Below are 26,362 nucleotides of genomic sequence, written 5' to 3'. Positions count from 1 at the left end.
CGTCCGAACGGGGTGGCGCGGTCCGCCTTTCGCGTGATGCCGCCGGTCACCCACCGTCGTGGGCGGCCGGGGTCAGAAGATGACGGTCTGGTTGCCGTGCACCAGCACCCGGTCCTCCAGGTGCCACCGCAGGCCCCGCGCCAGCACGACCTTCTCGATGTCGCGGCCCTTGCGGACCATGTCCGGGATGGAGTCGGTGTGGTCCACCCGGATCACGTCCTGCTCCACGATCGGGCCCTGGTCCAGCTCGGCGGTCACGTAGTGGCAGGTCGCGCCGACCAGCTTCACGCCCCGGCCGTGCGCCTGGTGGTACGGCCGCGCGCCGATGAACGACGGCAGGAAGCTGTGGTGGATGTTCAGCGCCCGCCCCGCCCACGCCGCGCACAGCTCGGTCGGCAGGATCTGCATGAACCGGGCCAGCACCACGGCGTGCGGGTGGTGGGCGTCCACGAGCTGGCGGAGCTGGGCGAACGCCGCCTGCCGGCCCTCCGGGTCGTTGGCCGGGAACGGCACGTGGTGGAACGGGATGCCGTGCGCGCGGGTGATGGACGCCAGGTCGGTGTGGTTGCCGATCACCGCCGACACGTCCACGTCCAGCTCGTGCGACGCGACCCGCCCCAGCAGGTCGTACAGGCAGTGCCCCTCCTTGGACACCAGCAGCACCACCCGCCGCCGCTCGCCGGTGTCGGTGACCCGCCAGTTGGTGTGCGCGCCGAGGTCCCGCGCCACCCGGCCGAACCGCTCGCGCAGCTCCTCCACGCCGAACGGCAGCGAGTCCGCCCGCACCTCCTGGCGGGTGAAGAACCAGTTGGTCGTCGGGTCGGTGTGGTAGGCCGCCTCGACGATCCAGCCGCCGTGCTCGGCCAGGAACGAGGAGATGCCGGCGACGATGCCGGTCCGGTCCGGGCACCCGAAGGTGATCACGTAGCGTCGTTCGAGCTGGGGCACGGTGAAGAAGTATCTACGGTCGCGGCAGCGCGTCCAGCAGCGACCTGTCGCCGGACACGATCGCGCCGCTCGGCCGGTCCCACGCCGCCCGGTACAGCGCGTCCGCCGTGCCCGCGACGGTGGCGTCGTGGTCGGTGCCCGACCCGGCCGCCGCGACGGTGGCCGGCGGCTGCCCCGGGACGAGCCGGACCTCCCAGGTGCGGCCCGCGTCGGCGGCGTGCCACAGCAGCCGGCCCTCCCGCGTGACCGGGCGCTCCCGCGCGAGGCGGACCAGCAGCACGGTGAGGAACTCGGTCACCCCGTCGGCCGCGAACTGCGTGTCGAACAGCAGCGGGGGCACCTCGGGGCCGTGCAGCGCGTGCTCGACGTCCAGGCGGTGGATGGCCAGCTCGTGGGCCTGCCGGCGGCTCCAGAAGCCGGCGGTGCTCGGGCCGGTGAACGTCCACGCGGGCGCGTCCGGGCCGACGTCGGCCAGCAGCCGGTTCATCGCCGTGAACCGCTCGTCCCACCAGGCCAGCAGCTCCTCCCAGCCGTCCGGGCGGTGCTCGGCGCGGGGGCGTCCGCCGTCCGCCGGGGTGGTCAGCGCGGCCAGCGCCCACGAGTTCACGCCGGCGAGGTGGTGGACCAGCGCGCGGACGTCCCAGCCGGGGCAGGTGGGCACGGGCACGTCCGGCCCGGCGGCCACCGCCGCCGCGCGGATGGCGTGGTACTGGTCACGGGCCTGGTCGAGGAAGTCCTGGTGTTCCACCCACCCGAGCCTAGGGACGCGGGCGGGCCGGGTCCACGAGCCGGAGCCGGGGTGCGGGTGGCCGGTCGGCCTGCGGGCACGGGTCGGGAGTCCGAAGTCGAACCGGACGGGTGTGTGTGCCGGGCCCGTGCCCGGGTACAGGAGCAGGTGCGGTCCGCGCGCCCCGAACGCGCGGACCGCACCTTGTGGCAGGGCCGGGAGCCGGCCTCGGTCAGCGGGGGGCGGCACCCAGTGCGTCGGCGACCCCGGTGGTGGTGGAGCTGGACTGGCGGACCGTGCCCACGGGCAGGTCCCGGTCGACAGCGACGACCTCGCGCTGCCCGATGAACGCGCCGTCCGCCGGGTCGACGATGATCTCCATGAAGTCGTCGCCGACCCGCACGCCGAGCGCCGTGCCGACCTTGCCGTCGAGGTTGGCCCGCTCGTCGGTGACCTGCAACCCCGGCACGTGCGCCAGGGCCCGGTACAGCCGGGCGCGCACGTCAGCCGGCACGCGACCGCTGGACAGCGCGCCCCGCACGGCGCTCAGGACGCCGGCGTCGGTGCCCCACGCGGCGGGCGCGTACTGCCCGCTGTCCGCCACCAACCGCTGGTAGAGGGCCTGCGGGTCGGTCGGGAGGTCGGCCAGGAACTCCGGCGACGGGTTGCCCCACCCGGTGCTGCTGCACTTGTCGGGCTGGCCCGCAGCCATGTAGGAGAAGGCGCCGCAGGGCGCGCGGAACTCGCCGAGGAGGTTCGACGGGCTGCTCGGCGGCGAGCCGGGGCCCTCCTTGCCGGGCAGCCACGTGCTCGGGCCGTCGTCGAGCCGGCGTTCCATCCACTCCGAGGTGGGGTCGGTCGGCACCCACAGCTCGTGGGTGGCGGTGCCGGTGTAGGCGGTGCCGGGGCCGACCTCCACGGTGACGCCCACGTAGCGGCTGCGCACGTACCGGTACTGGCCCGGCCCGACGGGCTGGTCGACCACCGTCGCCGCGAGGTCGGCCGCCCGGTTGAGCGAGGCGGCGGCGGCCGGGTGCGAGGTGTCCACGGCTCCCTGCCACACCACGCCGGTCGTGGTCAGCACGGCCAGCGCCGCTGCGGCGGCCAGCACGCGGCGCGGTTTCCAGGATCGTCCGCGGCGGGTGCCGATGCGCCCGGGAGCAGTGCCGCCGACCGCGAAGCCGGGAGCGGCCCGGTCGGGGACGGCCGGCGCGGCCCGGTCGGGAGCGGCCGAGGTGGCGCGGAGGGCGGCGGCCAGGTGCCCGCGGCCCTCGGACAGCCGCTCCTCGGACGGGCCGGGCTCGTCGGCGACGGCGCGGTCCAGCGCGCGGTCCAGGAGTTGGTCCAGCGAGTGCTCACTCATGGTGGTCCCCCGAGTCGGTGAGGTGGTCGGCCAGGCGGGTGCGCAGGCGGGCGCGGGTCCGGTGCAGGCGGGTGCGGACGGTGGCGACCGGGACGTCCAGGGCCACCGCGATCTCGCTCGGCGACAGCTCGGCCCACGCGGTGAGCAGCAGCACGTCCCGCTCCTCGCGGCGCAGGTCGGCCAGCCACCTCGTGACGGGCCCGGCCAGGGCGTCCGCGTCGGCCGCCTCGCCCGCCCGGTCGCCGACGTCGGCCACGTCGACCCGCGCCGCGTGCTCGCGGCCCCAGGCGCGCAGCTTGCGCTCCTCGGACCGCACGTGCCGCCGCAGCAGGTTCGTGGCGACCCCGTACAGCCAGGCGCGCAGGGTGTCCAGCTCGACCACCTGGCCCGCCCGCCCCTCCCACAGCGCGAGGAACGCCTCCGACACCACGTCCTGCGCGGTGTCGGCCCCCACGCGGCGGGCCACGTACCGGTGCAGCCGGGCCGCCGTCGACTCGTAGAGCGTGAGCAGCGCCCCCTCGTCGAGGGCCACTCGGACCGGTGTCGCCATCGGCGCTACGTCGCTTCGCACACCGGTTCCTGCCCCCGGACCCCGCCGGCGTTCCCGCTGTGTGGCCACGGGCACATCGTGTGCCCGCCCCGACCGGCCCGCAGCCCGGCCCGGCTACGGCCGCACGGACTCCCACGGCACGGTCACTTCGCCCAGCCGCCACCGCCGCCGGTCGTCCAGCACGGGCCACCGCGCGGCCAGCAGGGACACCGCCTCCACCCAGCGGGCCCTCGGGCCGAACGGCGCGAACGGCGCGGCGGTCGCCCAGCACGCGTCCAGCTCGGCGAGCAGGGCGTGCACCCGCTCACCGGGCACGTTGCGGTGGATCAGCGCCTTGGGCAGGCGCTCGGCCAGGTCACCGGGGCCCTCCAGGTCGCCGGGCAGGCAGGACAGGGTGAACGTCCTCGGCCCGCCCGCGTCCAGCGCCACCCACGAGCACCGGCGGCCGATCTCGTCGCACGTCCCCTCGACCAGCACGCCGCCGGGCGCGAGCCGGCCCAGCATGGTCGCCCACGCCTCGGCCGCCTGCTCCTCGGTGTACTGCCGCAGCACGTTGAACGCGCGCAGCAGCAGCGGCCGGCGGCCGGCGAGTTCGAACCCGCCGCGCCGGAACTCCAGCCGGGGCGGGTCGGCGGCGGCCTCGCCCGCCGCGACCCGCTCGGCGTCCAGCTCCAGGCCCAGCACCCGCAGCGCGGGGTTGAGCGGGCGCAGCCGGTTCGCCAGCTCGACCGTGGTGACCGGCGACGAGCCGTAGCCGAGGTCGACCACGAGCGGGTCGGCGGAGCCGGCGAGCAGCTCGCGGCAGGTGTGCGCCAGCCACCGGTCGACCCGGCGCAGGCGGTTCGGGTTGGTGGTGCCCCTGGTCGGCAGGCCGAGCGCGCGGGCCCGGCCGGCCGCTAGGCGCGGCGCGCGAGCCATTCGGCGGTGAACTCGGCTTCCTTGTCCAGCAGCAGGCCCACCTGCTCGGTGATCAGCCCCTCCAGCTTGCCGCCCATCAGCGGGATGGACACCTTCACCTGGCCCGCGAGGGTCAGCTCGCTCCCGCCGCCCGCCGCGTCGGCCAGCGTGAAGGTGCCGTCCAGCCGGCCCGGCACGCCCTTGAGGGTCACCTCGACGGTCCCCGCCCGACCGGCCTCGGTCCACGCCTCGGCCCGGTCGATCACCAGGTCGCCGCCCAGCACCCCGCGCGCCACCGGGGGCAGCTTGTCGGCCGGGACGCCCTGTTTGAGCTGGTACGACGTCGTCCCGCCGGTCTCGGTGAACGCGACCAGCGCGGCGTCGGTCCCGCCCAGGACCGCCAGGCGGTCGCGCAGGTACCCCTCGTCCACCAGGGCTGCGTAGACCTCGGACGCGGGCCGGGGGAACGTCGTCAGGTGCTCGATGCGGCGTGCCATGCCGCGGAGGCTACCGTTGGCAGTCGTGACCACCCCGCTGTCCGGTGCCCAGGTGCGCTCCCGCGTGCCGCTGGCCGAGCGCACGACGCTCCGGCTCGGTGGCCCGGCCGCGCGGTACCTGCGCGCCACCACCTCCGCCGAGCTGGTCGACGCCGTGCGCGCGCTCGACGCGGCCGGCGACCCCGCGCTGCTGCTCGGCGGCGGCTCCAACCTGGTGATCGCCGACACCGGCTTCGCCGGCACCGTCGTGCAGGTCGGCACGCAGGGCCGCCGGCTGGACCCGCTGGGCGACGGCATGGTGCAGCTCACCGTCGAGGCGGGCGAGGACTGGGACTCCGTCGTCGCCGAGGCGGTGTCGCAGGGCCTGGGCGGGCTGGAGTGCCTGTCCGGCATCCCCGGCCAGGTCGGCGCGACGCCCGTGCAGAACGTCGGCGCGTACGGCGTGGAGATCTCCCAGGTGCTCACCTCGGTGGACGTGCTGGACCGGCGCACCGGGCGGGTCAACCAGATGTCCGCCGACGCGCTGGGGCTGGCCTACCGCACCAGCGTGCTCAAGGGCACCGACCAGGCCGTGGTGCTGCGCGCCCGGTACGCGCTGACCTCCGGCGGCCAGTCCGCGCCGATCCGCTACGCGGAGCTGGCCCGGGTGCTGGGCGTCGGGCAGGGCGACCGGGTGCCCGCCGACGCCGCCCGCAAGGCGGTGCTGGAGCTGCGGCGCGGCAAGGGCATGGTGCTCGACCCGGCCGACCACGACACGTGGAGCGCGGGCTCGTTCTTCACCAACCCGCTGCTGGACGACTCGACGCTGGCCGGCGTGCTGATCCGGATCGCCGAACGGCTCGGGCGGCACGTCGAGGTGCCCACCTACCCGGCCGGCCCCGGCCACCGGAAGCTGTCCGCCGCGTGGCTGATCGAGCGCGCCGGGTTCACCAAGGGCCACCTCGGGCCCGGCGGGCGGGTCGCGCTGTCCGGCAAGCACACCCTGGCGCTGACCAACCGGGGCGGCGCGTCCACGGCGGACCTGCTCGACCTGGCGCGCGAGGTGCGCGACGGGGTGCGCGCGGCGTTCGGCGTGGAACTGCGCCCGGAACCCGTGCTGGTGGGCTGCGAGTTCTGACGGAACCCGCCGTCCGAACCGGACGGCCGCAAGACCGGACCGGCCGTTCGGGTGACTGCGTGTGACGAAACCTGACCCCTCGCGTTTCATTGGTGGTAGGGGTGGTTGGAGGTCGTCATGGCAGGCGACGGACGCGCGGCGATCAGGCCGATCAAGAGGCTGGTCGAGGACGATTTCCTGAGCCGGCCCGGGGTGGTCGGCGTCGACATCGGCCACAAGGCCGTCGGCGGGCGCTGCACCGGGGTGCCGTCGATCGTGGTCTACGTGCGGCGCAAAGGGGACGCGGCGCAGTTCACCGTGCCGCCGGACGTGCTGGGCATCCCGACCGACGTGGTCGAGGACACGTTCTACCCGCACCACACGCTGGCCTCGCCCGAGGGCGTGAACGGCGCCGAGCGGCACGACCTGCTGGTCGGCGGGATCGGGGTCGGGCCGAGCCGCGCCGTGCGGTTCGTGCCGCCGGACGTGGCGGAAGCGGACGACTACCTGGTCGCCGGGACGCTCGGCGCGCTGGTCACGCCGCGCGCCAAGCGCCGCACGATGGCGCTGACGGCGTTCCACATCGCGTGCGTGGACGACGCGTGGGCGGTCGGCGACCCGATGGTGCACCCGTCCCGGGTCGACGGCGGGCACCCGTACCGGGACCAGATCGGCGTGCTGGCGCGGGCGGCGCTGTCCGGGACGGTGGACGCCGCCGCGATCCTGCTCACCACGCCGCACTCGCGGGCCGAGGTGGCGGGCATCGGACCCGTTGCGGGGCAGGGGGTGGCGCGGGTCGGCGGGCACGTGCGCAAGCGCGGCCGGACCACCGCGCTGACCGCCGGCGTGGTGGCGTCCACGGACGCGGCGATCACCCTGGACTTCGGCGTGGGGCTGGGCGTGCGGACGTTGCGCGACCAGATCCGGGTGGAGGGCCCGTTCGCCGACCACGGCGACTCCGGGGCGGTGCTGCTCGACGACGACAACCGGGTCGTGGGGCTGTACTGCGGCGGCAGCCGGCAGCGGGGGTTCGCCAACCCCATCGCCAACGTCCTGGACCAGCTCGACGTGGACCTGGTGGTGCAGTCGTGACGCCCCCGGCCCAGTCCGGTCCCGAACCACTTCGCCGCGCCTGCTCGGCGTACGAGCCGGTCGCGGGCAGGGCGAACCCCCCGCTCCGCGTCGCCGACGACGCCCCGGTCGACCGGCTGGGTGCGGCGCTCAGCCCCGGTGGACCCGGGTCGCCGACGCCTGCGCGCGGGGCTTGAGCACGATCTGGTCGAGGTTCACGTGCGACGGCCTGGTCACCGCGAACGCGATGACGTCGGCCACGTCGTCGGCGGTCAGCGGGGTCACGTCGGCGTACACGGCGGCGGCGCGCTCGGCGTCGCCGGCGAAGCGGTTGACCGAGAAGTCGGTCTCCACCATGCCCGGCAGGACCTCCGTGACCCGGACGGGCTGTCCGAGCAGCTCGCCGCGCAGGGTGCGGTGCAGGGCGGACTGGGCGTGCTTGGCGGAGGTGTAGCCCGAGCCGTTGTCGTACGCCTCGTACGCGGCGACGGAGGTGACGGTCACCACGTGCCCGTCACCGGAGTCGATCAGCGCGGGCAGCAGGGCCTTGGTGACCCTCAGCGTGCCCAGCACGTTGGTCTCCCACATCCACCGCCAGTCGTCCTCGTCGGCGGTGAGCACGGGGTCCAGGCCGCGCGCGCCGCCCGCGTTGTTCACCAGCACGTGCGCCCGGGGCACGGCCGCCGCGAACTCCTCGACCGACGAGGGCGAGGTCACGTCGAGCTGCACGGCCGTGCCGCCCAGCTCATCCGCGATAGTCTTGAGCAGGTCGAGCCGCCGTGCTCCCAGCACGACGTGGAACCCCTCGGCGGCGAGCCTGCGGGCGGTGGCCTCACCGATGCCCGCGCTGGCTCCGGTGACGACTGCGATAGGACGGGTCACGAGGGTGATCCTAGGTGTGTGATGCGGATCACTCGCACCGAAAGCCCCAGTGCGCGTCCTTCGTTCGGGAGGTCGAACAGTGCACAAGAGAATCACGGCCCTGCTGCTCGGTGCGGTCGTCCTCGCCGGGTGCTCCGCCCAGGTGGAACCGGGCGTCCCCAAGGCCGAGGGCGGTGACCGCCCGCCGGTGGCGAAGGTCACCACCGCGCCGGCCGACGGCGCGAAGGACGTCCCGGTCAACCAGCCGGTCCGGGTGACCGTGGCCGAGGGCACCCTCGACGAGGTCGCGCTCGCCAACGCCGAGGGCAAGGCCGTGCAGGGCAAGATCGCCGAGGACAAGCGGACCTGGTCCAGCACCGAGCCCCTGGGCTTCGGCAAGAGCTACGCCTACCAGGGCCGGGCCACCGGCACGGACGGCAAGAAGGTCGACCTCAAGGGCTCCTTCACCACGCTGACCGCCGGCTCCCAGGTGCGCGCGACGCTGTTCCCCGGCGACGACCAGACGGTCGGCGTCGCCGTGCCGATCATGGTGAAGTTCGACGCCGACGTGGCCGACCGGGCGAGCGCCGAGAAGGCGCTGACCGTGACCAACTCGGCGAACATCAAGGGCAGCTGGGGCTGGCTGAACTCCCGTGAGGTGCACTACCGCCCCGAGGTCTACTGGCCCGCGAACACCAAGGTGCACGTCGAGGCCAAGCTCTACGGCGTGCCCTACGGCGGCGGCGCGTACGGCACGGCTGACGTGACCAGCGACTTCACCATCGGCCGCAACCAGGTCGTGAAGATCGACACGCCGTCGCACCAGCTCGTGGTGCAGCGCGACGGGCAGACCGTGGCGAGCTACCCGGCGTCGTTCGGCCGGGACGAGGACGCGGAGCTGACCACCCCGAACGGCACGTTCGTGGTGATGCAGAAGGACCCGCAGTTCAGCTTCGACAACCCGCGCTACGGCTACACGAACGTGCTGAAGAAGTGGGCCGTGCGGTTCTCGAACCACGGCGAGTTCATCCACGAGAACAACGACAACGCGGCCAACATCGGCAAGGCGAACACCTCGCACGGCTGCGCCAACCTGCTGGAAGCCGACGCCAAGGCGTACTACGACAGCGCGATGGTGGGTGATCCGGTCGAGGTGACCGGCGCGATCACCACCCTCCCGGCCCAGTACGACTGGTACGACTGGCAGATCCCGTGGGCGCAGTGGCAGACCATGTCCGCGCTGTGACCCGATCGGCCCGGCCCGCGCGGGCGGGCCGGCGGTGTGATCCGGGGTCGGGTCGGGAAGCGATGCACTCCCGGGGTTGTTGAGCATGGTCGTGCTGACTTCTCTGCTCACCGACGAGGGTGTCCGGCTCTCGGTCCGCGAGTCGGGCCCCGCGCACGGCCCGGCGGTGGTGCTGGTCCACGGCTGGGCCCAGTCCGGGGAGGTGTGGCCACCCGCCGAGCACTTCCACGCGTACGCGCCGGACCTGCGCGGGCACGGCGAGTCCGACGTGCCCGAGGACGGCTACCGGGACTCGGCGACCTGGGCGGGCGACCTGCGGACCGTGCTGGACCACACCGGACCGGCGGTCCTGGTCGGCTGGTCCTACGGCGGCCTGGTGATCGCCGACCACCTGCGCCACCACGGCACCGACCGGGTCCGGGGCCTGGTCCTGGTCGGCGCGATCACCGAGATCGGCCCCGACCGGCCCGGCGGTGCCACCGGCCCGGCCATGCGCGCCGCGCTGCCCGCCGCGCTGTCCGACGACCCGGAGGTGGCCGTGCCCGCGCTGCTGGCGTTCTGCGCCGCCCAGGGCCTGCCCGGCGCGGACGTGCAGCGGCTGCTGGGCACCGCGCTGCGGGTGCCCGCGCGGGTGCGCCGCGAGCTGTTCCGCCGGGACGTGGGCAGCGCCGAGGTGCTCGCGGCCGTCGACCGGCCCACCCTGGTGGTGCACGGGACCGCCGACCGGGTGGTCGACCCGGCTGCGGCGGAGTACGCCTCGGCGACCGTGCCCGGGGCGGAGGCGCGGTGGTACGACGGGGTGGGGCACCTGCCGTTCCGGGAGCGACCGGAGCGGTTCGCCGCCGACCTGGCCGCGTTCGTCGCGGAGGTGGGGGCGTGAGGCGGGTCGCGGTGCTGTCCGTGCACACCTCGCCGCTGGAGCAGCCCGGCACGGGCGACGCGGGCGGCATGAACGTCTACATCGTGCAGACCGCCACGCGGATGGCGCAGCGCGGCATCGAGGTGGAGGTCTTCACCCGTGCCACGTCCTCGGAGCTGCCGCCGGTGGCCGAGCTGGCACCCGGCGTCACGGTGCGGCACGTCGTCGCCGGGCCGTTCGAGGGCCTGGGCAAGGAGGAGCTGCCCGGCCAGCTCTGCGCGTTCACGGCGGGCGTGCTGCGGGCCGAGGCGCGGCACGAGCCGGGCCACTACGACGTGGTGCACTCGCACTACTGGCTCTCCGGGCAGGTCGGCTGGCTGGCCCGGGAGCGGTGGGGCGTGCCGCTGGTGCACACCGCGCACACCCTGGCGAAGGTCAAGAACGCGAACCTCGCGCTCAGCGACACCCCCGAGCCCCGGATGCGGGTGATCGGCGAGGAGCAGGTGGTCGCCGAGGCGGACCTGCTGGTCGCCAACACCGACGTCGAGGCCGCCGAGCTGGTCGGGCTCTACGCCGCCGACCCGGCCAAGGTGCGGGTCGTGCCGCCGGGGGTGGACCTCGACCGGTTCACGCCGGGCGACCGGGGCGCGGCGCGCGCCGCGCTCGGGCTGCGGCCGGAGGACGTGGTGCTCACCTTCGTCGGGCGCATCCAGCCGCTGAAGGCCCCGGACGTGCTGGTCCGGGCCGCCGCCGAGGTGCTGCGCCGCGAGCCGGGGCTGCGGGACCGGCTGGTCGTGCAGGTGGTCGGCGGACCGTCCGGCACCGGCCTGAGGACGCCGGAGGAGCTCAAGCGGCTGGCGGGCGAGCTGGGCGTCGCCGACGTGGTCCGGTTCCTGCCCCCGCAGGGCGGTGCCGACCTGGCGCGGGTGTACCGGGCGGCCGACGTGGTCGCCGTGCCCAGCCACAACGAGTCGTTCGGCCTGGTGGCGCTGGAGGCGCAGGCGTGCGGGACGCCCGTGGTCGCGGCGGCGGTCGGCGGGCTGCCGGTCGCGGTGCGCGACGGCGTGTCCGGCGTGCTGGTCGACGGGCACGAGCCGGCGGCGTGGGCGCGGGCGCTGGAGTCGGTGGCGCTGCGCCCGGCGCACCGGGAGGAGCTGGCCGCCGCCGCCGTCGGGCACGCCCGCCGGTTCTCGTGGGACCGGACGACTGATTCGCTGCTGGCGGGGTACGCCCGAGCGCGGGACGTCTTCCGCGAGGAGGTTTTCGCTTGAGCCTGGACGAGGTCATCGGGTCCGCCCTGGACGAACGCGAGCTGGAGTACGTCCACGACGAACCGGGGAAGTTCTTCGTCACCCTGCCGGGGACCAAGAAGCTCCGGACCAACTGCTGGCTGGTGGTCGGCAGGCACGCCGTCGTGGTCGAGGCGTTCGTGTGCCGCCAACCGGACGAGGCGCACGAGGACGTGTACCGGTTCCTGTTGCGGCGCAACGCGAAGCTCTACGGCGTGCACTACACCCTCGACACCGAGGGCGACATCTACCTGGTGGGGCGGATCGCGCCGCACGCGGTGACGGCGGACGAGCTGGACCGGGTCCTGGGGCAGGTGGTCGAGGCGGCCGACGGCGACTTCAACGCGTTGCTGGAGCTGGGTTTCAAGGGCGCGATCCAGCGCGAGTGGGACTGGCGGGTGTCGCGCGGCGAGTCCCTGGCCAACCTCCAGGCGTTCCGCCACCTGGTGTCCGAATCGTGATCGACCCCGCGCAACGGGTCCCTCCCGGGGTTCCGTCCCCTGTGCGACCGACCCGCCCCCGGCGGGCGGGGCGGGCACGGGACCACGGGAGGGGTAGATGGGCAGACGGGTGGGAATCGCGCTGGCCGTGGCGCTGATGGCGGTCGCGGGGTGCTCGGCGAGCCAGAGCAGCAGTGGCACGGCCGCCGCGCCGGCGGAGCGGCTGGACGCGTCCCCGCAGGTGGGCGGGCAGACGCAGGCGCCGGAGAAGCAGACCGAGGCGGCCGGCAAGCAGGTGCCGGGCAAGCAGGAGAAGAACGGCGCGGCGGCCGAGCCCGCCGCGCAGAACCGGCAGCTCGTGCGCACGGGCTCGATGGAGCTGCGCGCGGCGGACGTGGCGGGCACGCTCACCCGGGCCAAGGACGCCGCGATCGCCGAGGGCGGCTTCACCGGCGCGGAGAACCTCACCGACCAGCGCGCCACGGCGACCCTGCGGGTGCCCGGCGACCGGCTGGACGCGGTGATGAAGGCGGTCGGCGAGCTGCCCGGCGTCTCGGTCGGCGAGCGGACCGTGCGCACCGAGGACGTGACCGACCAGGTCGTGGACGTGGAAGCGCGGCTGGCGAACCAGCGGGCGAGCGTGGAGCGCGTGCGCGGGCTGCTGGACCGGGCCGCGAGCACGTCGGAGATCACCCAGATCGAGTCCGAGCTGACCAAGCGGCAGGGCGAGCTGGAGTCGCTCCAGCGGCGCTACGACTCGTTGCGGGGTCAGGTCGCCATGTCGACGTTGACCCTGGCGGTGGTCCGGGTGTCCGAGGCGGTGCAGGCGCGCGACGCGGTGGAGGACGAGAACTTCCTGACCGCGCTCGGTGACGGCTGGGGCGCGCTGACCAAGGCCGTCTCGTGGTTGTCGATCGTCATCGGGAGCGTGCTGCCGTTCGCGGTGGTGCTCGCGGTGCCGTTGATCGCTTTCGTCGTGTGGCGGCGTCGCCGCAAGGCCGCGGTTGCCCCGTGACACCCGGAATGCGCCGGGTCCCCTGACGAAAGTTCTACTGGGAGTGGCATCGCACGGGAGCGCGGGGCGGCTTGGGAGAGAGGGGGAGTAGCGAGTTCAAGCCGCCCCACGTCGGTCCCCGCTACTGGTGGATCCGGGCGGGGGGAGCCCGGGAATCCCAGCGGGCCGCGGTTCGACGGGGGGATTGCGAACCGCGGTGGTGCCTGCCGGGTCGTTGGAGTGCGTGGGAGCCGACCCGTTCGGCCCTGTCAACTTGGCAGATCGCCGGCGATCACCACAAGGGCTGACGTTACTCCATTCGAGTGTTATCCACGGGGTCGAGTAACGCTCTCGTGATCTTCGGGTTTCCTTGACCGCCGGTGTGTGGTGGCTCACGATGTCGGAATTGTCGTTACTAGTGAGTAGTGAGGCTGCCGCATGGTCTTCCGCAGTCCCTTCCCCGACGTCGAGCTGCCCGACGTGTCGCTGCACGAGCTGTTGTTCGCCGACCTCGGCGAACGGGCGGACCGCGTGGCGCTGGTCGACGGCTCCTCGGGGGCGTCCCTCACCTACGCCCAGCTCGCCGGGGCGATCGACCGCCTGGCCGCCGCCCTGGCCGAACGGGGCATCGGCAAGGGCGACGTCGTGGGCATCCTCAGCCCCAACACCCCGTACTACGCCGTCGTGTTCCACGGCATCCTCCGCGCCGGCGCGACCGCGACCACCGTCAACGCCCTCTACACTGCCGACGAGGTCGCGCACCAGCTCGCCGACGCGGGCGCGAAGATGCTGTTCACGGTGTCCGCGCTGCTGCCCAACGCCGCCCCCGGCGCGCAGAAGGCCGGCGTGGCGGACGTCGTCGTCCTCGACCAGGCCGAGGGCTACCCGAACCTGACCGAGCTGCTGGCCACCACCGGCCCCGTCCCCGAAGTGTCCGTCGACCCGGCCGACGACGTGGCCGTGCTGCCCTACTCGTCGGGCACCACCGGGCGGGCCAAGGGCGTGATGCTGACGCACCGGAACCTGGTCGCCAACATCGTGCAGTGCGGACCGCTGCTGCGGGTCGGCGCGGAGACCCGCGTGCTGGCCGTGCTCCCGTTCTTCCACATCTACGGGATGCAGGTGCTGATGAACGACGGCCTGCACGTCGGCGCAACGGTGGTGACCCTGCCGCGCTTCGACCTGCCCGAGTTCCTGCGGGTGATCCAGGACCACCGCACGGACCGCGTCTACATCGCGCCGCCGGTCGCGGTCGCGCTGGCCAAGCACCCGCTGGTCGACCAGTACGACCTGTCCGGCGTCGACACCGTCTTCTCCGGCGCCGCGCCGCTGGACGTCGACCTGGCCGCCGCCGTGGCGCACCGCCTGGGCTGCCGGGTGTCGCAGGGCTACGGGATGACCGAGATGAGCCCGGTCAGCCACGCCATCCCGGACGGCCGCGACGACATCCCGGTCGGCACGGTCGGCGTCATCGCGCCCAACATGGAGTGCCGCTTCGTGGACCCGGCGACCGGCGAGGACGTCGGCGTCGGCGAGCGCGGCGAGCTGTGGTGCCGGGGCCCGAACGTGATGAAGGGCTACCTGAACGACCCCGACGCGACGGCCGCCACCCTGGACGAGGACGGCTGGCTGCACACCGGCGACGTGGCGGTGATCGACGACCGGGGCCTGGTCAGCATCGTGGACCGGGTCAAGGAGCTGATCAAGTACAAGGGCTACCAGGTGCCGCCGGCGGAGCTGGAGGCGGTGCTGCTCACGCACCCGGAGATCGCCGACGCGGCGGTGGTCGGCGTGCGCGACGACGAGGGCGAGGAGGTGCCCAAGGCGTTCGTCGTGCGGCAGGCCGGCACGTCGCTGGACGCGGCGGGCGTGATGGCGTTCGTGGCGGGGCAGGTGGCACCGCACAAGAAGGTCCGGGTGGTGGAGTTCATCGACGCCATCCCGAAGTCGGCCTCCGGGAAGATCCTCCGCAAGGACCTGCGCGCCCGCGAAGCCCGCTGACCAGGCCGGCTTCTGTCGCTTCCGGCGGCTCCCCGCCGCCGCTCACGGGACATGCGCGGAACAACGAAGGCCCCGGCAGTGATCGACTGCCGGGGCCTGGTTGTCGCCTCTAGCTGGGCAGATGCGCCTAGTCCTGATCGAGTAGGTCATTGATCCGCCGGTTCGAGCGCCGCTGTCACCCGTCCAGCACCTTCGCGTAGACCTTCAGCAGCACCGCGCCCCTCTCGTCCTGGTGGTCGTTTTCGATCATTTCACGTACGAAGGCTCACCTGCTGAGTCCAGGTTGGCCGTAGAGGACTTGGGCAGCCACACGACGTGGGCACTCGCGCTCTCGTCGACGAAGTAGCGCAACACGTCTTCGGGCGATGTTGTCTGCACGCGGAAGGTGCCGTCACGGGAGATCGCTTCCGTGTACCCGTCGAACGCCATGCCGTAGGCGGCAACTTCCGCGTAGTGGCGGTCGCCGTACTCCAAGCCGACCGCGAACAGGAGCGGCGCGTCCTTCTCGGCCAGGCCGCGGCTGGCAACTGTGGGCATGTCGGTGTCCGCTGGTATTTTGTCCCGCATCTGCGTGCCTCGCTTCCAAAGCTCTGGCCTCTGTGGTTTCGGGATGTAGGGCTGTGCTTCGGAGGGCTCGATGGAGAAGTCCATCCCAGCCGCTTTGGTCAACAATGCGGTGCCAAGTTCGATCAGTTCGTGCCCGAGTTGCGTTTCGACCTCGAACAGGGCGGCGGTGCAGGTGGTGGTAACCAGAGGGCTGGCCTCGTCCAGGCGGCGGACGGCGTAGCGGCCCGGCCGGTGGTTGACGCTCGTCAGCCAGGCGTTGAACAGCAACTCCTCCTTGGTCATCGTGGTGGTCCTGGCTTCGGGGCCGGTACGACCTCGAAGAGGTCTTCAAACCGCAGAGGTCGCAACGCGGCCAGCGCCCCACCGATGAACGCAGGTCCGGGTTGGAGCCCGCCATCAATGACACGGCTGAGTGTTGACCGGTGGACACCCATCTTCTTGGCCAGCGCGTAATCAGAACTCAAGCCCGCGAGCCGAGCAGACCGGATCAGCTTGGCCGCACTGAGTCTCACCGTGAACGGCATCAGGCTCGATCCGTCCTGTCACTCTCTACGACCGCACAAGCCGAGAGGAAAGCCGCCGCAGCCCTGTGGAGGCGAGCTGCCTCACTACTCGCACGCCGCAGATCCAAGGTCATGCCCATTCACATCCTCGCCTTACCGATGACGAGCCGCTGGAATTCCTCATTCCATGCCACTCAAACCGGCGCGGTAGCCCATGAAAAGGGCATGGATGTCACAACTACTACGCATTCTTGCCGCATAGCTATGCTTGACTTGCGGAGACGTGATCCACAGCACAGGGAAAGCCAGGCCGGGGAGGTCACCCGATGGCAGTACGGCGCACTGCACTGGCCAAGGCACGGAAGGCGGCCGGCTACACCCAGGAGTCGTTCGCTGAAGCTGCCCATGTGGACCGAGCGACGATCGCGCGCTGGGAAGCCGGCGAGCGCTTGCCGCAGCCGCACAAGCGGCCGATGTTGGCCAGGCTGCTCGAGGTCGACATGGTGAAGCTGGACGAGTTGCTGACTGTCGCGGACGTCGAGCCGGCACCTGCACCAGTGGAGATGGGTGGCGCGCTGCTGCCGGTCGTCGTAGGTGGTCAGCGCGTGGTCATCCCGCTTGCCGCCGAGACGGTGGCGAACAGCGAGCTGGGCACACTTCTCGGCCGTCAGTTCCACCAGGACGCCAAGTCGATCGAGAACGCAGACTCCTACCCAGAGGTGGTGAGCACCGTGAACCGCCGTTCGCTTCTCGCACGCGGAATCGCGATCGCCGCGTTGCCCACACTCGGACTTGAAGAGCTGCAACGAGTCGCAAACGCCATGGGAGATCCCCGCCGCTATCTGGACGGCCCAGTGATCGACTACCTCCGGCGACAACTGGCACTGTGCAAGTCCGATGACGGCAGCTCAGGACCGGCCGCAGTGCTGCCTGTGGTGCTGGGCATCCTCGGAGCGATCGACACTCATGCCCGTGAGGTGGCCCCAGACGTACGGCGGTCGTTGCTCCTAGTCGGTGCGGACGCCGCTGAGTTCGCCGGATGGCTGTATCGCGATTCGCGCGACGCTGCGACTGCGAGCTTCTGGCACGATCGCGCGATCGAGTGGGCGCAGGAAGCCGGTGACATGCTCATGCAGGGCTACGTGCTGCTCAAGAAGTCGCAGATGGCTTACGAGGAGCGCGACGGGCTACGCGTCCTCACCCTGGCTCAAGCCGCGCAGTACGGCCCATGGCAGCTACCGCCGAAGGTTCGTGCTGAGGTGACGCAGCAGGAAGCACGTGGGATGGCCATGCTCGGCGAGTCGTTCAGCACGGTGCAGCACAAGCTCGATGAGGCACGACGCCTGGCGGACGCGGCCGACACCGGGGACGAGCGACATGCCCACCTCGGGATGTACTACGACGAAGGCGCGCACACGCTCCGCGTCGCGAGCTGCTACGTCGAAGCCGGCAAGCCCGCGCAGGCCGCCGTCCTGTTCGCCGATGTCCTGAACACCCGGACGCTCTCACGACGCGACGAGGGTTACTTCCGCGCTCGGCGTGCGAGTGCCCTGGCGCTCAGCGGCGAACCGGACGATGCGGCACAGGAAGGGCTCGCGGCCATGGGGCTCGCCGCGGAGCTGGGCTCCGGCCGCACCAAGCGGGAAGTCACCCGAGTCCTTGAGACCCTCACCCCGTGGGCGAACCGGCCAGGCCCGCGCGCTCTGCGTGCAGTCGTGAGGTCTTGACCCACGTACTCACAGCGCGTCGGTGAACCACCGGCTCACGGTCTGGATCACGGAGGCTTGCCACTGCTGGCTCTGTGGGTCGCGGTACTCAGGATCGTCGTGGACCGCGAAGCCGTGCTGTGCACCCTCGATCTCGACAAGCCGATGCTCCACCCGGAACTCATGGACTGCGGCTCGTGATGCCTCAATAGGCACGAACGTGTCCTTGGTACCGTGCACAATGATCGTGGGCACCGTAATCTCGCCTAGCACCTCGTTGGGTCGAATCCAGAAGACCTCGTTGAGGAACGCCCGGCTGTGCTGCACGGTGGGCGAGTGGTCGATGAAGCCGCGATCCGTGAGTTCATGTGCCTTGGCGGAATCCAGGAAGTCTCCTGACCAGTACGGCTTCTGGTCGATGTAGCGATCTTTGTAGTTGAGCTGCGGGTTCAGCAGGACCAACCGCGTCAACCCGTCCGGTCGCTTCGCCGCGTAGTAGGCCGCCAGGCCGCCGCCGAAACTCGTGCCGAGCAGGTTCACCACCTGTGCACCGGAGAACTCTCGGAGGTGTTCGCGGACTACGCGGATGTCGTTCAGGTGGGCCGCCAGCGACGACTCCTCCGGCCGTCCATCACTCTCGCCGTGCCCGCGAAGGTCATAGCGCAGCGTCACCACACCAGCGTCAGCAAGCCCATCGGCGAGCCTGGTGAAGAATCCGCCTTCCTCCCGAGTCACCCCGCCACCGTGGACCAGGACCACGGCTTGGCCGACCGGCTCGAGCGGAGCGGTCACCGTCCCGCGAAGCGTCAGCCCGTCCAGGGTTCGGATGGTGGTCTCGGTGCTGAGGTGAGGCATAACGCTCCTCGCTGGCTATGAGGTGGCTACCCCATGCTTCCCGGCCAGCCAACCGCAGCGCATCAACGCAGGCCTAGACCGCCACTCGCTACCTGCTCCACTCAAAACGAAGATGACCTGCATCAACCAGCAGGCAGCCGCGGCCGCTATGTCGGAACACGGAACATGCGCGGAAAAGCGGCCGCGCTAGCGGTCGACCTGGATAGCAAGAGTGCCGGTCAGGGGCTGGATGTCGCGCCTTGATCAAGATCCTGCGCAAAAACCTCCGGGCGCGCGAGAGCGCCTGACGGCCGTGCAGGGCGCACAAGTGCGGTCGGGTGTCACACGAAGGTGTTGACCACGGCCTTCCGGCTGGCGGGGACGACCGGCGGTGGCCAGCATCGTCGGTTGTTCGCACACCCCCATTGTTCGGAGTTCACATGCGCACCCTCGCCAAGGTCGTCGCCGCGACCGCCGTCGCCCTCGTCGTCACCGCCCCCGCCGCGAGCGCCGACCCGCTGGGCGGCTTGACCAACACCGCCACCTCCAGCGGTCCGCTCGGCGTGGTGAAGTCGGTGACCAACGTGCTCGGCTTCGGCCTGCTCGGCTGACCGCGACCCAACGCGCGGAGGGCCCTCGGCGATCGAGCCGGGGGCCCTCCTGCGTTCCGAGGTCCTAGAGCGCGGCGACGGCCTCGACCTCGACCAGAAATGCCGGGTTGGCCAGGCCGGCGACGATCTGCACGGTGACCGCCGGCGGGTTGGGACGGCCGCCCCAGATCCGCTGGAACGCGCCGAAACCGGGGCCGATCGCGGATCGGTCGGTGATCAGGATCGTGGTCTTGACGACGTCGGCGAAGGTGCCGCCGGCCGCCTCGACGGCCAGTTCCACGTTGCGCAGCGCCTGCGCGGCCTGCGCGCCGGCGTCGTCGCCGACCACGGCACCGGTGGCGTCCACGCCGTTCTGGCCGCCGATGAGCAGCAGGGTGCCGGGACCCTCGACCTTCACCGCCTGGGTGAAGGCGGGGTTGGCGTGGAGGGTCGGGGGGTTCAGGTGCGTGACGGTCGACATGGCACCAGTTATAGTGGTGCCATGTCGCCGAGTCAACGCGTCCCCGCCGGGGAGCGCCGCCGCTTCCGCACCGGCCGGCCCTGCCTGGACTTCACCCACACCGGCGGCGAAGGCCCGTACGCGGTGTGGGAGCTGCTGCGCGAACCCGCCGACGTCGCCCTGTACGTGGGTGCGCTGCTCGATGTCGACCTCGACGTGGTGGCCGAGGACGTCGCGGGGCTGCGCCCCCTGCGGACCGCGCTGACCAACGTCGCACGCGGTGCGGCACAAGGGGTTCCGCCGGGAGCGGGGGACATCGCGGTGATCAACGCGACAGCGGCCCACGCCCCCCTCGTGCCGCAGCTCGACGGCGGCCGGGTGGTGCTGGGGCGGGGGACCGTCCCGCAGGCTCTGTCCACTCTGGCCCGCGACGCGATCGACCTGCTCGCCTCGCCGCTGCGCGACCGCATCCGGGTGTGCGCGGCGGAGGACTGCGGCCTGCTCTTCGTGGACGCCTCGCGGCCCGGCCTGCGCCGGTGGTGCTCGATGGAGCGCTGCGGTGACCGGGCCAAGAAGCGCACCGCGCGCGGAACGTCCTAGCGGGACCACCACCCCGCCGGCCGACGAGGAGCGGCGGGTCCCGGCGTCGGCCGTCACAGGGGATGCGCCCGGGCGGGGGTCGTCTGGCAGGCTTGGCTCATGGCTGTCGGAACCCTCGTGCTGCTCCGCCACGGCGAGAGCGTCTGGAACGCGGAGAACCTGTTCACCGGCTGGGTGGACGTGCCCCTGTCGGAGAAGGGGGTGCGGGAGGCGACGCGCGGCGGTGTGCTGCTGCGCGAGGCGAACCTGCTGCCCGAGGTGGTGCACACGTCGCTGATGCGCCGCGCCATCACCACCGCCAACCTGGCGCTGGACGCGGCCGACCGCCACTGGATCCCGGTGCGCCGCGACTGGCGGCTCAACGAGCGGCACTACGGCGCGTTGCAGGGCAAGAACAAGAAGCAGACGCTGGAGGAGTTCGGCGAGGAGCAGTTCATGCTCTGGCGGCGTTCCTACGACACCCCGCCGCCGCCGATCGCGCCCGGCTCGGAGTTCAGCCAGGACACCGACCCGCGCTACGCCGACCTCGGCCCGGACCTGCCGCTGACCGAGTGCCTGCTCGACGTGGTCAAGCGGATGGTGCCGTACTGGGAGACTGCGATCGTGCCCGACCTGCGGGCCGGTCGCACGGTCCTGGTGGCCGCGCACGGCAACTCGCTGCGGGCGCTGGTGAAGCACCTCGACGGCGTGTCCGACGAGGCCATCGCGGGCCTGAACATCCCCACCGGCATCCCGCTGCGCTACGACCTGGACGAGGCGCTCAAGCCGCTCAACCCCGGCGGCACCTACCTCGACCCGGACGCGGCGGCGGACGCGATCAAGGCCGTGGCCAACCAGGGCAGGTAGTCGGAGCGGTCGACGGCGGCACGCGCGGGGACGTCACCGGCGCGCGTGCCGCCGTCTTGTACGTCCGGACCGCCTGCTACGTCTCGTTCGTCCCTTTCTTCGGCCTCTCACGCCAGCGCGGAACCTCCCGTGGAACGGCTCCGCTGAGCCCCGGGGAGTTCGTCCGTGAGACACCTGGAAGAGGACCCGGCGTCCGGCCGGCGGCACCTGTCCGAACAGGACCCGACCCGGTTGGACACGATTGGGTGAACTGGAGCCGTCCTGGGGGAGAACATCGGTGCCGGACGGTGTCGCAGGAGTCACGAACCACGCCTGCGGGCTAGGCCGCACCCGGCCTGACCTGCTTACGATGCGTCCGTGACCGCAACGGGTTACCTCGTCCTGTCGATCGGCGTTCTGCTGATCGGCGGCGCGGCCTTTCTCGCGGGGCGGGCCACCGCCCGCAAGCGCGGCGAACGGCCCGCCGGCCTCACCGTCGCCGACCTGATGGGGATGGTCGTCCAGTCCTCCCACGACGGCATCGTCGTCCTCAACGCCTTCGGGGACGTCGTGCTGCACAACCCCCGCGCCGAGGAACTCGGCGTGGTCCGCAACAACCGGGTGGACGACCGCGCCCGGCGCGCGGCGGAACTCGCCCGCGAGACCGGCGAGGTGGTCGGCGTCGACCTGTCCTCGCTGGAGGTCAAGGGCCGCCAGCCGGAGGCGGTGCACGCCCAGGTCAAGGTGATCACCGACGGCTTCGTCGTGGTGGACGCCTCGGACGAGTCCGAGGCGGTCCGCCTGGAGGCCACCCGGCGCGACTTCGTCGCCAACGTCAGCCACGAGCTCAAGACCCCGGTGGGCGCGCTCGCGCTGCTCGCCGAGGCCGTGCTCGACGGCGCGGACGACCAGGAGGAGGTCCGCCGGTTCAGCGCCAAGATCATGCAGGAGGCCACCCGCCTGGGCACCCTGGTCACCGAGCTGATCGCGCTGTCCCGGCTCCAGGGCGCGGAGAAGCTGCCCGAGCTCAACCGGGTGGGCGTCGACGTGGTCGTCGACGAGGCGATGAGCCGCTCCAAGCTGGCCGCCGAGTCGGCCGGCATCGCCATCACCACCGACGACCCCAGCGGGCTGGAGGTCGAGGGCGACCGGACCCTGCTGGTCACCGCGCTGAGCAACCTGCTGGACAACGCGGTCGCCTACTCCCCGCCGGGCAGCCCGGTGTCGGTGAGCAGGCGGCTGGTCGCGGGCTTCGTGGAGATCGCGGTGACCGACCGGGGGATCGGCATCGCCGAGGACCAGCAGGCCCGCGTGTTCGAGCGGTTCTACCGCGTCGACAAGGCCCGCTCGCGGGCCACCGGGGGCACCGGCCTCGGGCTCGCCATCGTCAAGCACGTGGCCGCCAACCACGGCGGCGAGGTCAAGCTGTGGAGCCTCCCGGGCACCGGCTCCACGTTCACCCTGCGCGTCCCGGCGCACCCCGACCGGGACGAGCGCACGGCCGACCTGCCCGGACCCGAACTCGCACTACCCGTGCCGACCAGCGCGGGCAGACCCGGAGGAGAGCTGTGACCAGGGTGCTCATCGTGGAGGACGAGGAGTCCTTCGCCGATCCGCTCGCCTTCCTGCTGCGCAAGGAGGGCTTCACCGCTGCGCTCGCGGCCACCGGCCAGGAGGCGCTGGAGGAGTTCGACCGCAACGGTGCGGACATCGTGCTGCTCGACCTCATGCTGCCCGGCATGAGCGGCACCGACGTGTGCAAGCAGCTGCGCGCCCGCTCGGCCGTGCCAGTGATCATGGTCACTGCCCGGGACAGCGAGATCGACAAGGTGGTGGGCCTCGAACTGGGTGCCGACGACTACGTCACCAAGCCCTACTCGGCCCGCGAGCTGATCGCCCGCATCCGCGCCGTGCTGCGCCGGGGCGGCGAGTCCGAAGAGCTGTTGCCGCAGGTCCTGGAGGCGGGACCGGTGCGGATGGACGTCGAGCGGCACGTCGTCACGGTCGACGGCGGCGAGGTCAACCTGCCGCTGAAGGAGTTCGACCTGCTGGAGTACCTGCTGCGCAACGTCGGCCGGGTGCTCACCCGGGGGCAGCTCATCGACCGGGTGTGGGGCGCGGACTACGTCGGCGACACGAAAACCCTGGACGTGCACGTCAAGCGCCTGCGGTCGAAGATCGAGCCCGACCCGTCGGCCCCGCGCCACCTGGTGACCGTGCGCGGACTGGGCTACAAGTTCGAGTCCTGACCCCGCCGACCGGGTACGGTGCACGCCGTGCGCCTAGGGGTGCTTGATGTCGGGTCGAACACCGTCCACCTCTTGGTGGTGGACGCTCATCGGGGTGCCCACCCGACGCCGATGAGTTCGGAGAAGTCCGTGCTGCGGCTCGCCGAGCAGCTCGACGACGACGGGCTGCTCACCAAGTCGGGTGCGGACCAGCTGGTCCGGACGGTCGCGGCCACCAAGTCCTCCGCCGCCCGGCTGGGCTGCGAGGACCTGTTGGCCTTCGCCACGTCCGCCGTGCGCGAGGCGGGCAACTCGGCCGAGGTGCTCGACCGGGTCCGCGGCGAGACCGGCGTGGACCTCAAGGTCCTCTCCGGCGAGGACGAGGCCCGCTACACGTTCCTGGCGGTGCGCCGCTGGTACGGGTGGTCGGCCGGGCGGCTGCTCTGCCTGGACATCGGCGGCGGCTCGCTGGAGCTGGCGGTCGGCGTGGACGAGGAGCCCGAGGAGGCGTTCTCGGTCCCGCTGGGCGCGGGCCGGCTGACCCGGACCCGGTTCCGGCACGACCCGCCGAGCCGCGCGGAGGTCCGCGACACCACGGAGTGGCTGGACGACCAGCTCGCCCCGGTGGCCAAGAAGCTCCGCCGCTCCGGGTCGCCCGACCGGGTGGTCGCGACGTCCAAGACGTTCCGCACGCTGGCCCGGCTGACCGGGGCCGCCCCGTCCTCGGCCGGGCCGAGGGCGCGGCGGGTGCTCACCCAGGCCGGGCTGCGGCAGCTCACCTCGTTCATCTCGCGCATGTCGGCCCACGACCTGGCCGAGCTGGAGGGCGTCAGCCCGAGCCGGGCGCACCAGCTCGTCGCGGGGGCGCTGGTGGCGGAGGCCACCATGCGAGCCCTGTCACTCGGAGAGCTGGAGATCTGCCCGTGGGCGCTGCGGGAAGGTGTCATCCTGCGTCGGCTGGACCACACTAACGGCCCGGACGACGGCGCGGCGCGGGAGTCACCCCCGGCCCGCACCCGTCGGCCGGGTGACACTGGACGGACTGGCCGCCACGGGGCACGGTGGAGTTGATGAGTCGAGAGAGCGAGTCCGAGCAGACCCAGCGCACGGTCGCGGAGTTGCTCGCCCAGTACGGCGCGGGCTCCGGCGAGGTGTCGCCGCGTCGCCGACGCCGTCGTGCCGAGGACGCCTCGGACACCGCTCCGCAGGCGATCATCGACCGGGTCAACTCCGACAGCGGCCGGCTGCTGCCGATCCGCGACGAGCCCGCCGCGCCACCGCCGGGCGCACCCCAGGCCGCGCCGGTCCCGCCCGCGCCCCACCCCGCCGCGCCCCACCCCGCCGCGCCGCCGGCCGGTCCGCCGCCGGGTGCCGTCGGGCCGCCGCCGTCGCGCGCCCGGTCCGTCGAGGCCGAGCGCACCGCCTACCAGCAGCCCGTGCGACCGGAGCCGCCGCAGGCCCCGGTCCGCCCCGAGCCGCCCGCCGCGCGCCCCGACGTGCCGCCGCCCCCGCCCGGCCGCGCCGAGCCGCCGGTCCGCCCGGACCCGCGCGCCCGCCTCGACCCGCCGGCCGGCCGCCGGGCCGCGCCGCCCGCGCCCAGCGCGGCCGAGGAGACCCGGCAGGTCCCGCCGATCACCGACGACTTCCCGGACGACTACGACTTCACGGGCGAGCCGTCCCGGTCCGACCACCCGAAGCCGAACGTCCCGACCGGCCCCGGCCAACCGCCGAAACCCGAGGTGTCCCGGTCCAACCTGGTCCGTCCCGGCCCGCCGGTCCGCGACCCGGTCACCGAGGTGCTCCCGCGCATCTCGGACAAGCTCACGCCGAACGTGCCGCTGGAGTCGCTGCCCACCGAGTCGGTGCTGATCGTGCCGCCCGCGCCGGCCGCGCTGCCCGACCCGCTGCCCGACCAGTCCGCCGAGGACTGGTTCGGCGACGACGAGGAGGAGCGCCCGGCCGAGCCGGAGAGCACCCAGTTCCACCCGTACGTCGACCTGGACGAGGACGACGACGAGGACGACGACCACCGCCCGGACCGGGACCGCGCCGACCGGGACCGCGCCGACCTGCCCGACTTCGACGACGAGCCCGCCGGCCTCGACGGCGTGGACGCCGACCCGGAGGAGCCCGTCGAGCGGTCGCCCGGCAAGGAGTGGGCGCTGATGATCGGCCAGCTGGCGATCGGCGTGGTCGGCGGCGCGGCTCTGTGGCTGGGCTTCAGCTTCCTGTGGCGCACGCTCGCGCCGGCCGCCCTGGTGGTCGCGCTGGCGGTGACCGTCGGGCTGGTCATGCTGGTCCGCAAGATCCGCCGCGCCGACGATTTGCAGACCACCGTCCTCGCCGTGCTGGTCGGCCTGATCGTGACGGTGTCACCAGCGGCGATGCTGCTGGTGAAGTCTTGATCCCGGTAGGGCTGTCCACCGCGGCCGTGTGGCCGCAACCCGCCGGCGCGGCGTTCCGGGCCGCCGCCGACCTCGGCTACGACGGGGTCGAGGTCATGGTGTGGGCCGACCCGGTCAGCCAGGACGTGGGCGCCGTGCGCCGGCTGTCCGGGGCGACCGGCGTGCCGGTGCTCGCGGTGCACGCGCCGTGCCTGCTGATCAGCCAGCGGGTGTGGTCGCCCGACCCGGCCGAGCGGCTGCGCCGCAGCGTCCGGGCCGCCCAGGACCTGGGCGCGCGCACCGTCGTGGTGCACCCGCCGTTCGTCTGGCAGCGCCGGTACGCCGACGGCTTCGCCGACCTGGTCGCCGAGCTGGAGGACGGGTCCGGCGTCGCGGTCGCCGTGGAGAACATGTTCCCGGTCCGCCGCCCCCTCGGCCGTGGCCGGTCGGTCCAGGTGACGGCGTTCCGGCCGTCCACCGACCCGACCGACGTCGGCCACCGCAACTACACGCTCGACGTGTCCCACGCCTCGGCCGCCCACGTGGACACGATGGAACTCGCCAAGCGGATGGGCGACGGGCTCTCGCACGTCCACCTGGCCGACGGGACCGGCCTGCCGAAGGACGAGCACCTCATCCCCGGACGGGGCAGCGAGCCCTGCGCCGAACTGTGCGGGTGGCTGGTCCGTTCGGGCTTCTCCGGACAGGTCGTGCTGGAGGTCAACACCCGCAAAGCGCGGACAGCCGCCGAGCGCCGCGAACTGCTCGCCGAGTCGCTGCTGTTCGCCCGCCTGCACCTCTGACCCGCTGCTTTCCCGCCGGGCAC

27 protein-coding genes are annotated in these 26,362 nt (G+C 72.7%); 17 read left to right on the top strand and 10 right to left on the bottom strand.

Annotated elements, in window-relative coordinates:
• Positions 1-72 precede the first annotated feature (72 nt).
• The 6 genes from purU to AB0I60_RS08860 all read right to left on the bottom strand — a co-directional run bounded on the left by purU (position 73) and on the right by AB0I60_RS08860 (position 4,982).
• Entirely contained in the window at positions 73-924 is an 852-nt protein-coding gene (gene purU, locus AB0I60_RS08885) for a formyltetrahydrofolate deformylase (protein ID WP_360727041.1), read from the bottom strand.
• A 37-nt stretch (positions 925-961) separates the two neighbouring features.
• A complete protein-coding gene (locus tag AB0I60_RS08880; RefSeq protein ID WP_360727039.1) occupies positions 962-1,696 on the bottom strand; it encodes a maleylpyruvate isomerase family mycothiol-dependent enzyme in 735 nt (244 codons plus the stop codon).
• A gap of 211 nt (positions 1,697-1,907) precedes the next feature.
• A complete protein-coding gene (locus AB0I60_RS08875) occupies positions 1,908-3,038 on the bottom strand; it encodes a CU044_5270 family protein (protein ID WP_360727038.1) in 1,131 nt (376 codons plus the stop codon).
• Positions 3,031-3,609 (bottom strand): RNA polymerase sigma factor, encoded by a 579-nt coding sequence (locus AB0I60_RS08870; RefSeq protein ID WP_360727036.1) that lies wholly within the window; start codon positions 3,607-3,609, stop codon positions 3,031-3,033. The genes AB0I60_RS08875 and AB0I60_RS08870 overlap by 8 nt, the downstream gene beginning before the upstream one ends.
• A gap of 93 nt (positions 3,610-3,702) precedes the next feature.
• Positions 3,703-4,506, bottom strand: coding sequence for a class I SAM-dependent methyltransferase (locus AB0I60_RS08865; RefSeq protein ID WP_360727035.1), 804 nt, complete (start codon positions 4,504-4,506; stop codon positions 3,703-3,705).
• Positions 4,485-4,982, bottom strand: coding sequence for a DUF2505 domain-containing protein (locus tag AB0I60_RS08860; protein ID WP_360727033.1), 498 nt, complete (start codon positions 4,980-4,982; stop codon positions 4,485-4,487). Before AB0I60_RS08860 ends, AB0I60_RS08865 begins: the two co-directional genes overlap by 22 nt.
• Between AB0I60_RS08860 and AB0I60_RS08855 the strand changes: the two genes are divergently transcribed.
• Both AB0I60_RS08855 and AB0I60_RS08850 read left to right on the top strand, forming a co-directional pair.
• A complete protein-coding gene (locus AB0I60_RS08855; protein WP_360727031.1) occupies positions 4,969-6,099 on the top strand; it encodes a UDP-N-acetylmuramate dehydrogenase in 1,131 nt (376 codons plus the stop codon). The genes AB0I60_RS08860 and AB0I60_RS08855 overlap by 14 nt on opposite strands.
• Before the next feature lie 117 nt (positions 6,100-6,216).
• Positions 6,217-7,170, top strand: a complete 954-nt coding sequence (locus AB0I60_RS08850; protein WP_360727030.1) for a hypothetical protein — start codon at positions 6,217-6,219, stop codon at positions 7,168-7,170.
• Between the two features lie 129 nt (positions 7,171-7,299).
• Here the strand turns inward: AB0I60_RS08850 and AB0I60_RS08845 are convergent, their stop codons facing one another.
• Positions 7,300-8,031 carry an SDR family NAD(P)-dependent oxidoreductase gene (locus tag AB0I60_RS08845; protein ID WP_360727028.1) on the bottom strand — a complete coding sequence of 244 codons (732 nt, stop codon included), beginning with the start codon at positions 8,029-8,031 and terminating at the stop codon, positions 7,300-7,302.
• A gap of 79 nt (positions 8,032-8,110) precedes the next feature.
• Between AB0I60_RS08845 and AB0I60_RS08840 the strand changes: the two genes are divergently transcribed.
• From AB0I60_RS08840 to AB0I60_RS08815, 6 genes are all read left to right on the top strand, one after another.
• Positions 8,111-9,256: an Ig-like domain-containing protein gene (locus AB0I60_RS08840; protein WP_360727026.1), complete on the top strand. Its 1,146-nt coding sequence runs from the start codon at positions 8,111-8,113 to the stop codon at positions 9,254-9,256.
• An 85-nt stretch (positions 9,257-9,341) separates the two neighbouring features.
• Positions 9,342-10,136 carry an alpha/beta hydrolase gene (locus tag AB0I60_RS08835; protein ID WP_360727024.1) on the top strand — a complete coding sequence of 265 codons (795 nt, stop codon included), beginning with the start codon at positions 9,342-9,344 and terminating at the stop codon, positions 10,134-10,136.
• Positions 10,133-11,386 (top strand): D-inositol-3-phosphate glycosyltransferase, encoded by a 1,254-nt coding sequence (mshA, locus tag AB0I60_RS08830; RefSeq protein ID WP_360727023.1) that lies wholly within the window; start codon positions 10,133-10,135, stop codon positions 11,384-11,386. Before AB0I60_RS08835 ends, mshA begins: the two co-directional genes overlap by 4 nt.
• Positions 11,383-11,865: a YbjN domain-containing protein gene (locus AB0I60_RS08825; RefSeq protein ID WP_360727022.1), complete on the top strand. Its 483-nt coding sequence runs from the start codon at positions 11,383-11,385 to the stop codon at positions 11,863-11,865. Before mshA ends, AB0I60_RS08825 begins: the two co-directional genes overlap by 4 nt.
• Positions 11,866-11,962: 97 nt before the next feature.
• Positions 11,963-12,859 (top strand): DUF4349 domain-containing protein, encoded by an 897-nt coding sequence (locus AB0I60_RS08820; protein WP_360727020.1) that lies wholly within the window; start codon positions 11,963-11,965, stop codon positions 12,857-12,859.
• A 417-nt stretch (positions 12,860-13,276) separates the two neighbouring features.
• Complete coding sequence (locus AB0I60_RS08815) at positions 13,277-14,839, top strand: 4-coumarate--CoA ligase family protein (RefSeq protein ID WP_360727018.1); 1,563 nt, start codon at positions 13,277-13,279, stop codon at positions 14,837-14,839.
• Between the two features lie 246 nt (positions 14,840-15,085).
• On the opposite strand, the gene AB0I60_RS08810 is transcribed toward AB0I60_RS08815, so the two are convergent.
• A complete protein-coding gene (locus AB0I60_RS08810; protein WP_360727017.1) occupies positions 15,086-15,688 on the bottom strand; it encodes a hypothetical protein in 603 nt (200 codons plus the stop codon).
• Between the two features lie 547 nt (positions 15,689-16,235).
• On the opposite strand from AB0I60_RS08810, the gene AB0I60_RS08805 reads away from it, so the two are divergent.
• Positions 16,236-17,636, top strand: coding sequence for a helix-turn-helix transcriptional regulator (locus AB0I60_RS08805; protein WP_360727016.1), 1,401 nt, complete (start codon positions 16,236-16,238; stop codon positions 17,634-17,636).
• A gap of 9 nt (positions 17,637-17,645) precedes the next feature.
• Here AB0I60_RS08805 and AB0I60_RS08800 read toward each other — a convergent pair whose 3' ends face one another.
• Positions 17,646-18,470: an alpha/beta fold hydrolase gene (locus AB0I60_RS08800; RefSeq protein ID WP_360727014.1), complete on the bottom strand. Its 825-nt coding sequence runs from the start codon at positions 18,468-18,470 to the stop codon at positions 17,646-17,648.
• A gap of 419 nt (positions 18,471-18,889) precedes the next feature.
• On the opposite strand from AB0I60_RS08800, the gene AB0I60_RS08795 reads away from it, so the two are divergent.
• Positions 18,890-19,060, top strand: a complete 171-nt coding sequence (locus AB0I60_RS08795) for a hypothetical protein (protein WP_360727012.1) — start codon at positions 18,890-18,892, stop codon at positions 19,058-19,060.
• Between the two features lie 64 nt (positions 19,061-19,124).
• Here the strand turns inward: AB0I60_RS08795 and AB0I60_RS08790 are convergent, their stop codons facing one another.
• Positions 19,125-19,520 carry a RidA family protein gene (locus AB0I60_RS08790; protein ID WP_360727010.1) on the bottom strand — a complete coding sequence of 132 codons (396 nt, stop codon included), beginning with the start codon at positions 19,518-19,520 and terminating at the stop codon, positions 19,125-19,127.
• A gap of 21 nt (positions 19,521-19,541) precedes the next feature.
• Between AB0I60_RS08790 and AB0I60_RS08785 the strand changes: the two genes are divergently transcribed.
• The 7 genes from AB0I60_RS08785 to AB0I60_RS08755 all read left to right on the top strand — a co-directional run bounded on the left by AB0I60_RS08785 (position 19,542) and on the right by AB0I60_RS08755 (position 26,339).
• Positions 19,542-20,099, top strand: a complete 558-nt coding sequence (locus tag AB0I60_RS08785; protein ID WP_360727008.1) for a CGNR zinc finger domain-containing protein — start codon at positions 19,542-19,544, stop codon at positions 20,097-20,099.
• Between the two features lie 99 nt (positions 20,100-20,198).
• Positions 20,199-20,945: a phosphoglyceromutase gene (locus AB0I60_RS08780; protein WP_360727006.1), complete on the top strand. Its 747-nt coding sequence runs from the start codon at positions 20,199-20,201 to the stop codon at positions 20,943-20,945.
• Between the two features lie 357 nt (positions 20,946-21,302).
• On the top strand, positions 21,303-22,496 hold the full coding sequence (locus AB0I60_RS08775) for an ATP-binding protein (protein WP_360727005.1): 1,194 nt from the start codon (positions 21,303-21,305) through the stop codon (positions 22,494-22,496).
• A complete protein-coding gene (locus AB0I60_RS08770; RefSeq protein WP_184689154.1) occupies positions 22,493-23,173 on the top strand; it encodes a response regulator transcription factor in 681 nt (226 codons plus the stop codon). The genes AB0I60_RS08775 and AB0I60_RS08770 overlap by 4 nt, the downstream gene beginning before the upstream one ends.
• A gap of 27 nt (positions 23,174-23,200) precedes the next feature.
• On the top strand, positions 23,201-24,223 hold the full coding sequence (locus tag AB0I60_RS08765; RefSeq protein WP_360727002.1) for a Ppx/GppA phosphatase family protein: 1,023 nt from the start codon (positions 23,201-23,203) through the stop codon (positions 24,221-24,223).
• A complete protein-coding gene (locus tag AB0I60_RS08760) occupies positions 24,223-25,557 on the top strand; it encodes a hypothetical protein (RefSeq protein WP_360727000.1) in 1,335 nt (444 codons plus the stop codon). Before AB0I60_RS08765 ends, AB0I60_RS08760 begins: the two co-directional genes overlap by 1 nt.
• Complete coding sequence (locus AB0I60_RS08755; RefSeq protein ID WP_360726999.1) at positions 25,554-26,339, top strand: sugar phosphate isomerase/epimerase family protein; 786 nt, start codon at positions 25,554-25,556, stop codon at positions 26,337-26,339. Before AB0I60_RS08760 ends, AB0I60_RS08755 begins: the two co-directional genes overlap by 4 nt.
• Positions 26,340-26,362 lie beyond the last annotated feature (23 nt).

The sequence above is a fragment of the Actinosynnema sp. NPDC050436 genome (assembly GCF_040655415.1).
In the GTDB taxonomy this organism is placed as follows: Bacteria; Actinomycetota; Actinomycetes; order Mycobacteriales; family Pseudonocardiaceae; genus Actinosynnema.
This window is presented reverse-complemented; position numbering and strand designations above follow the sequence as displayed.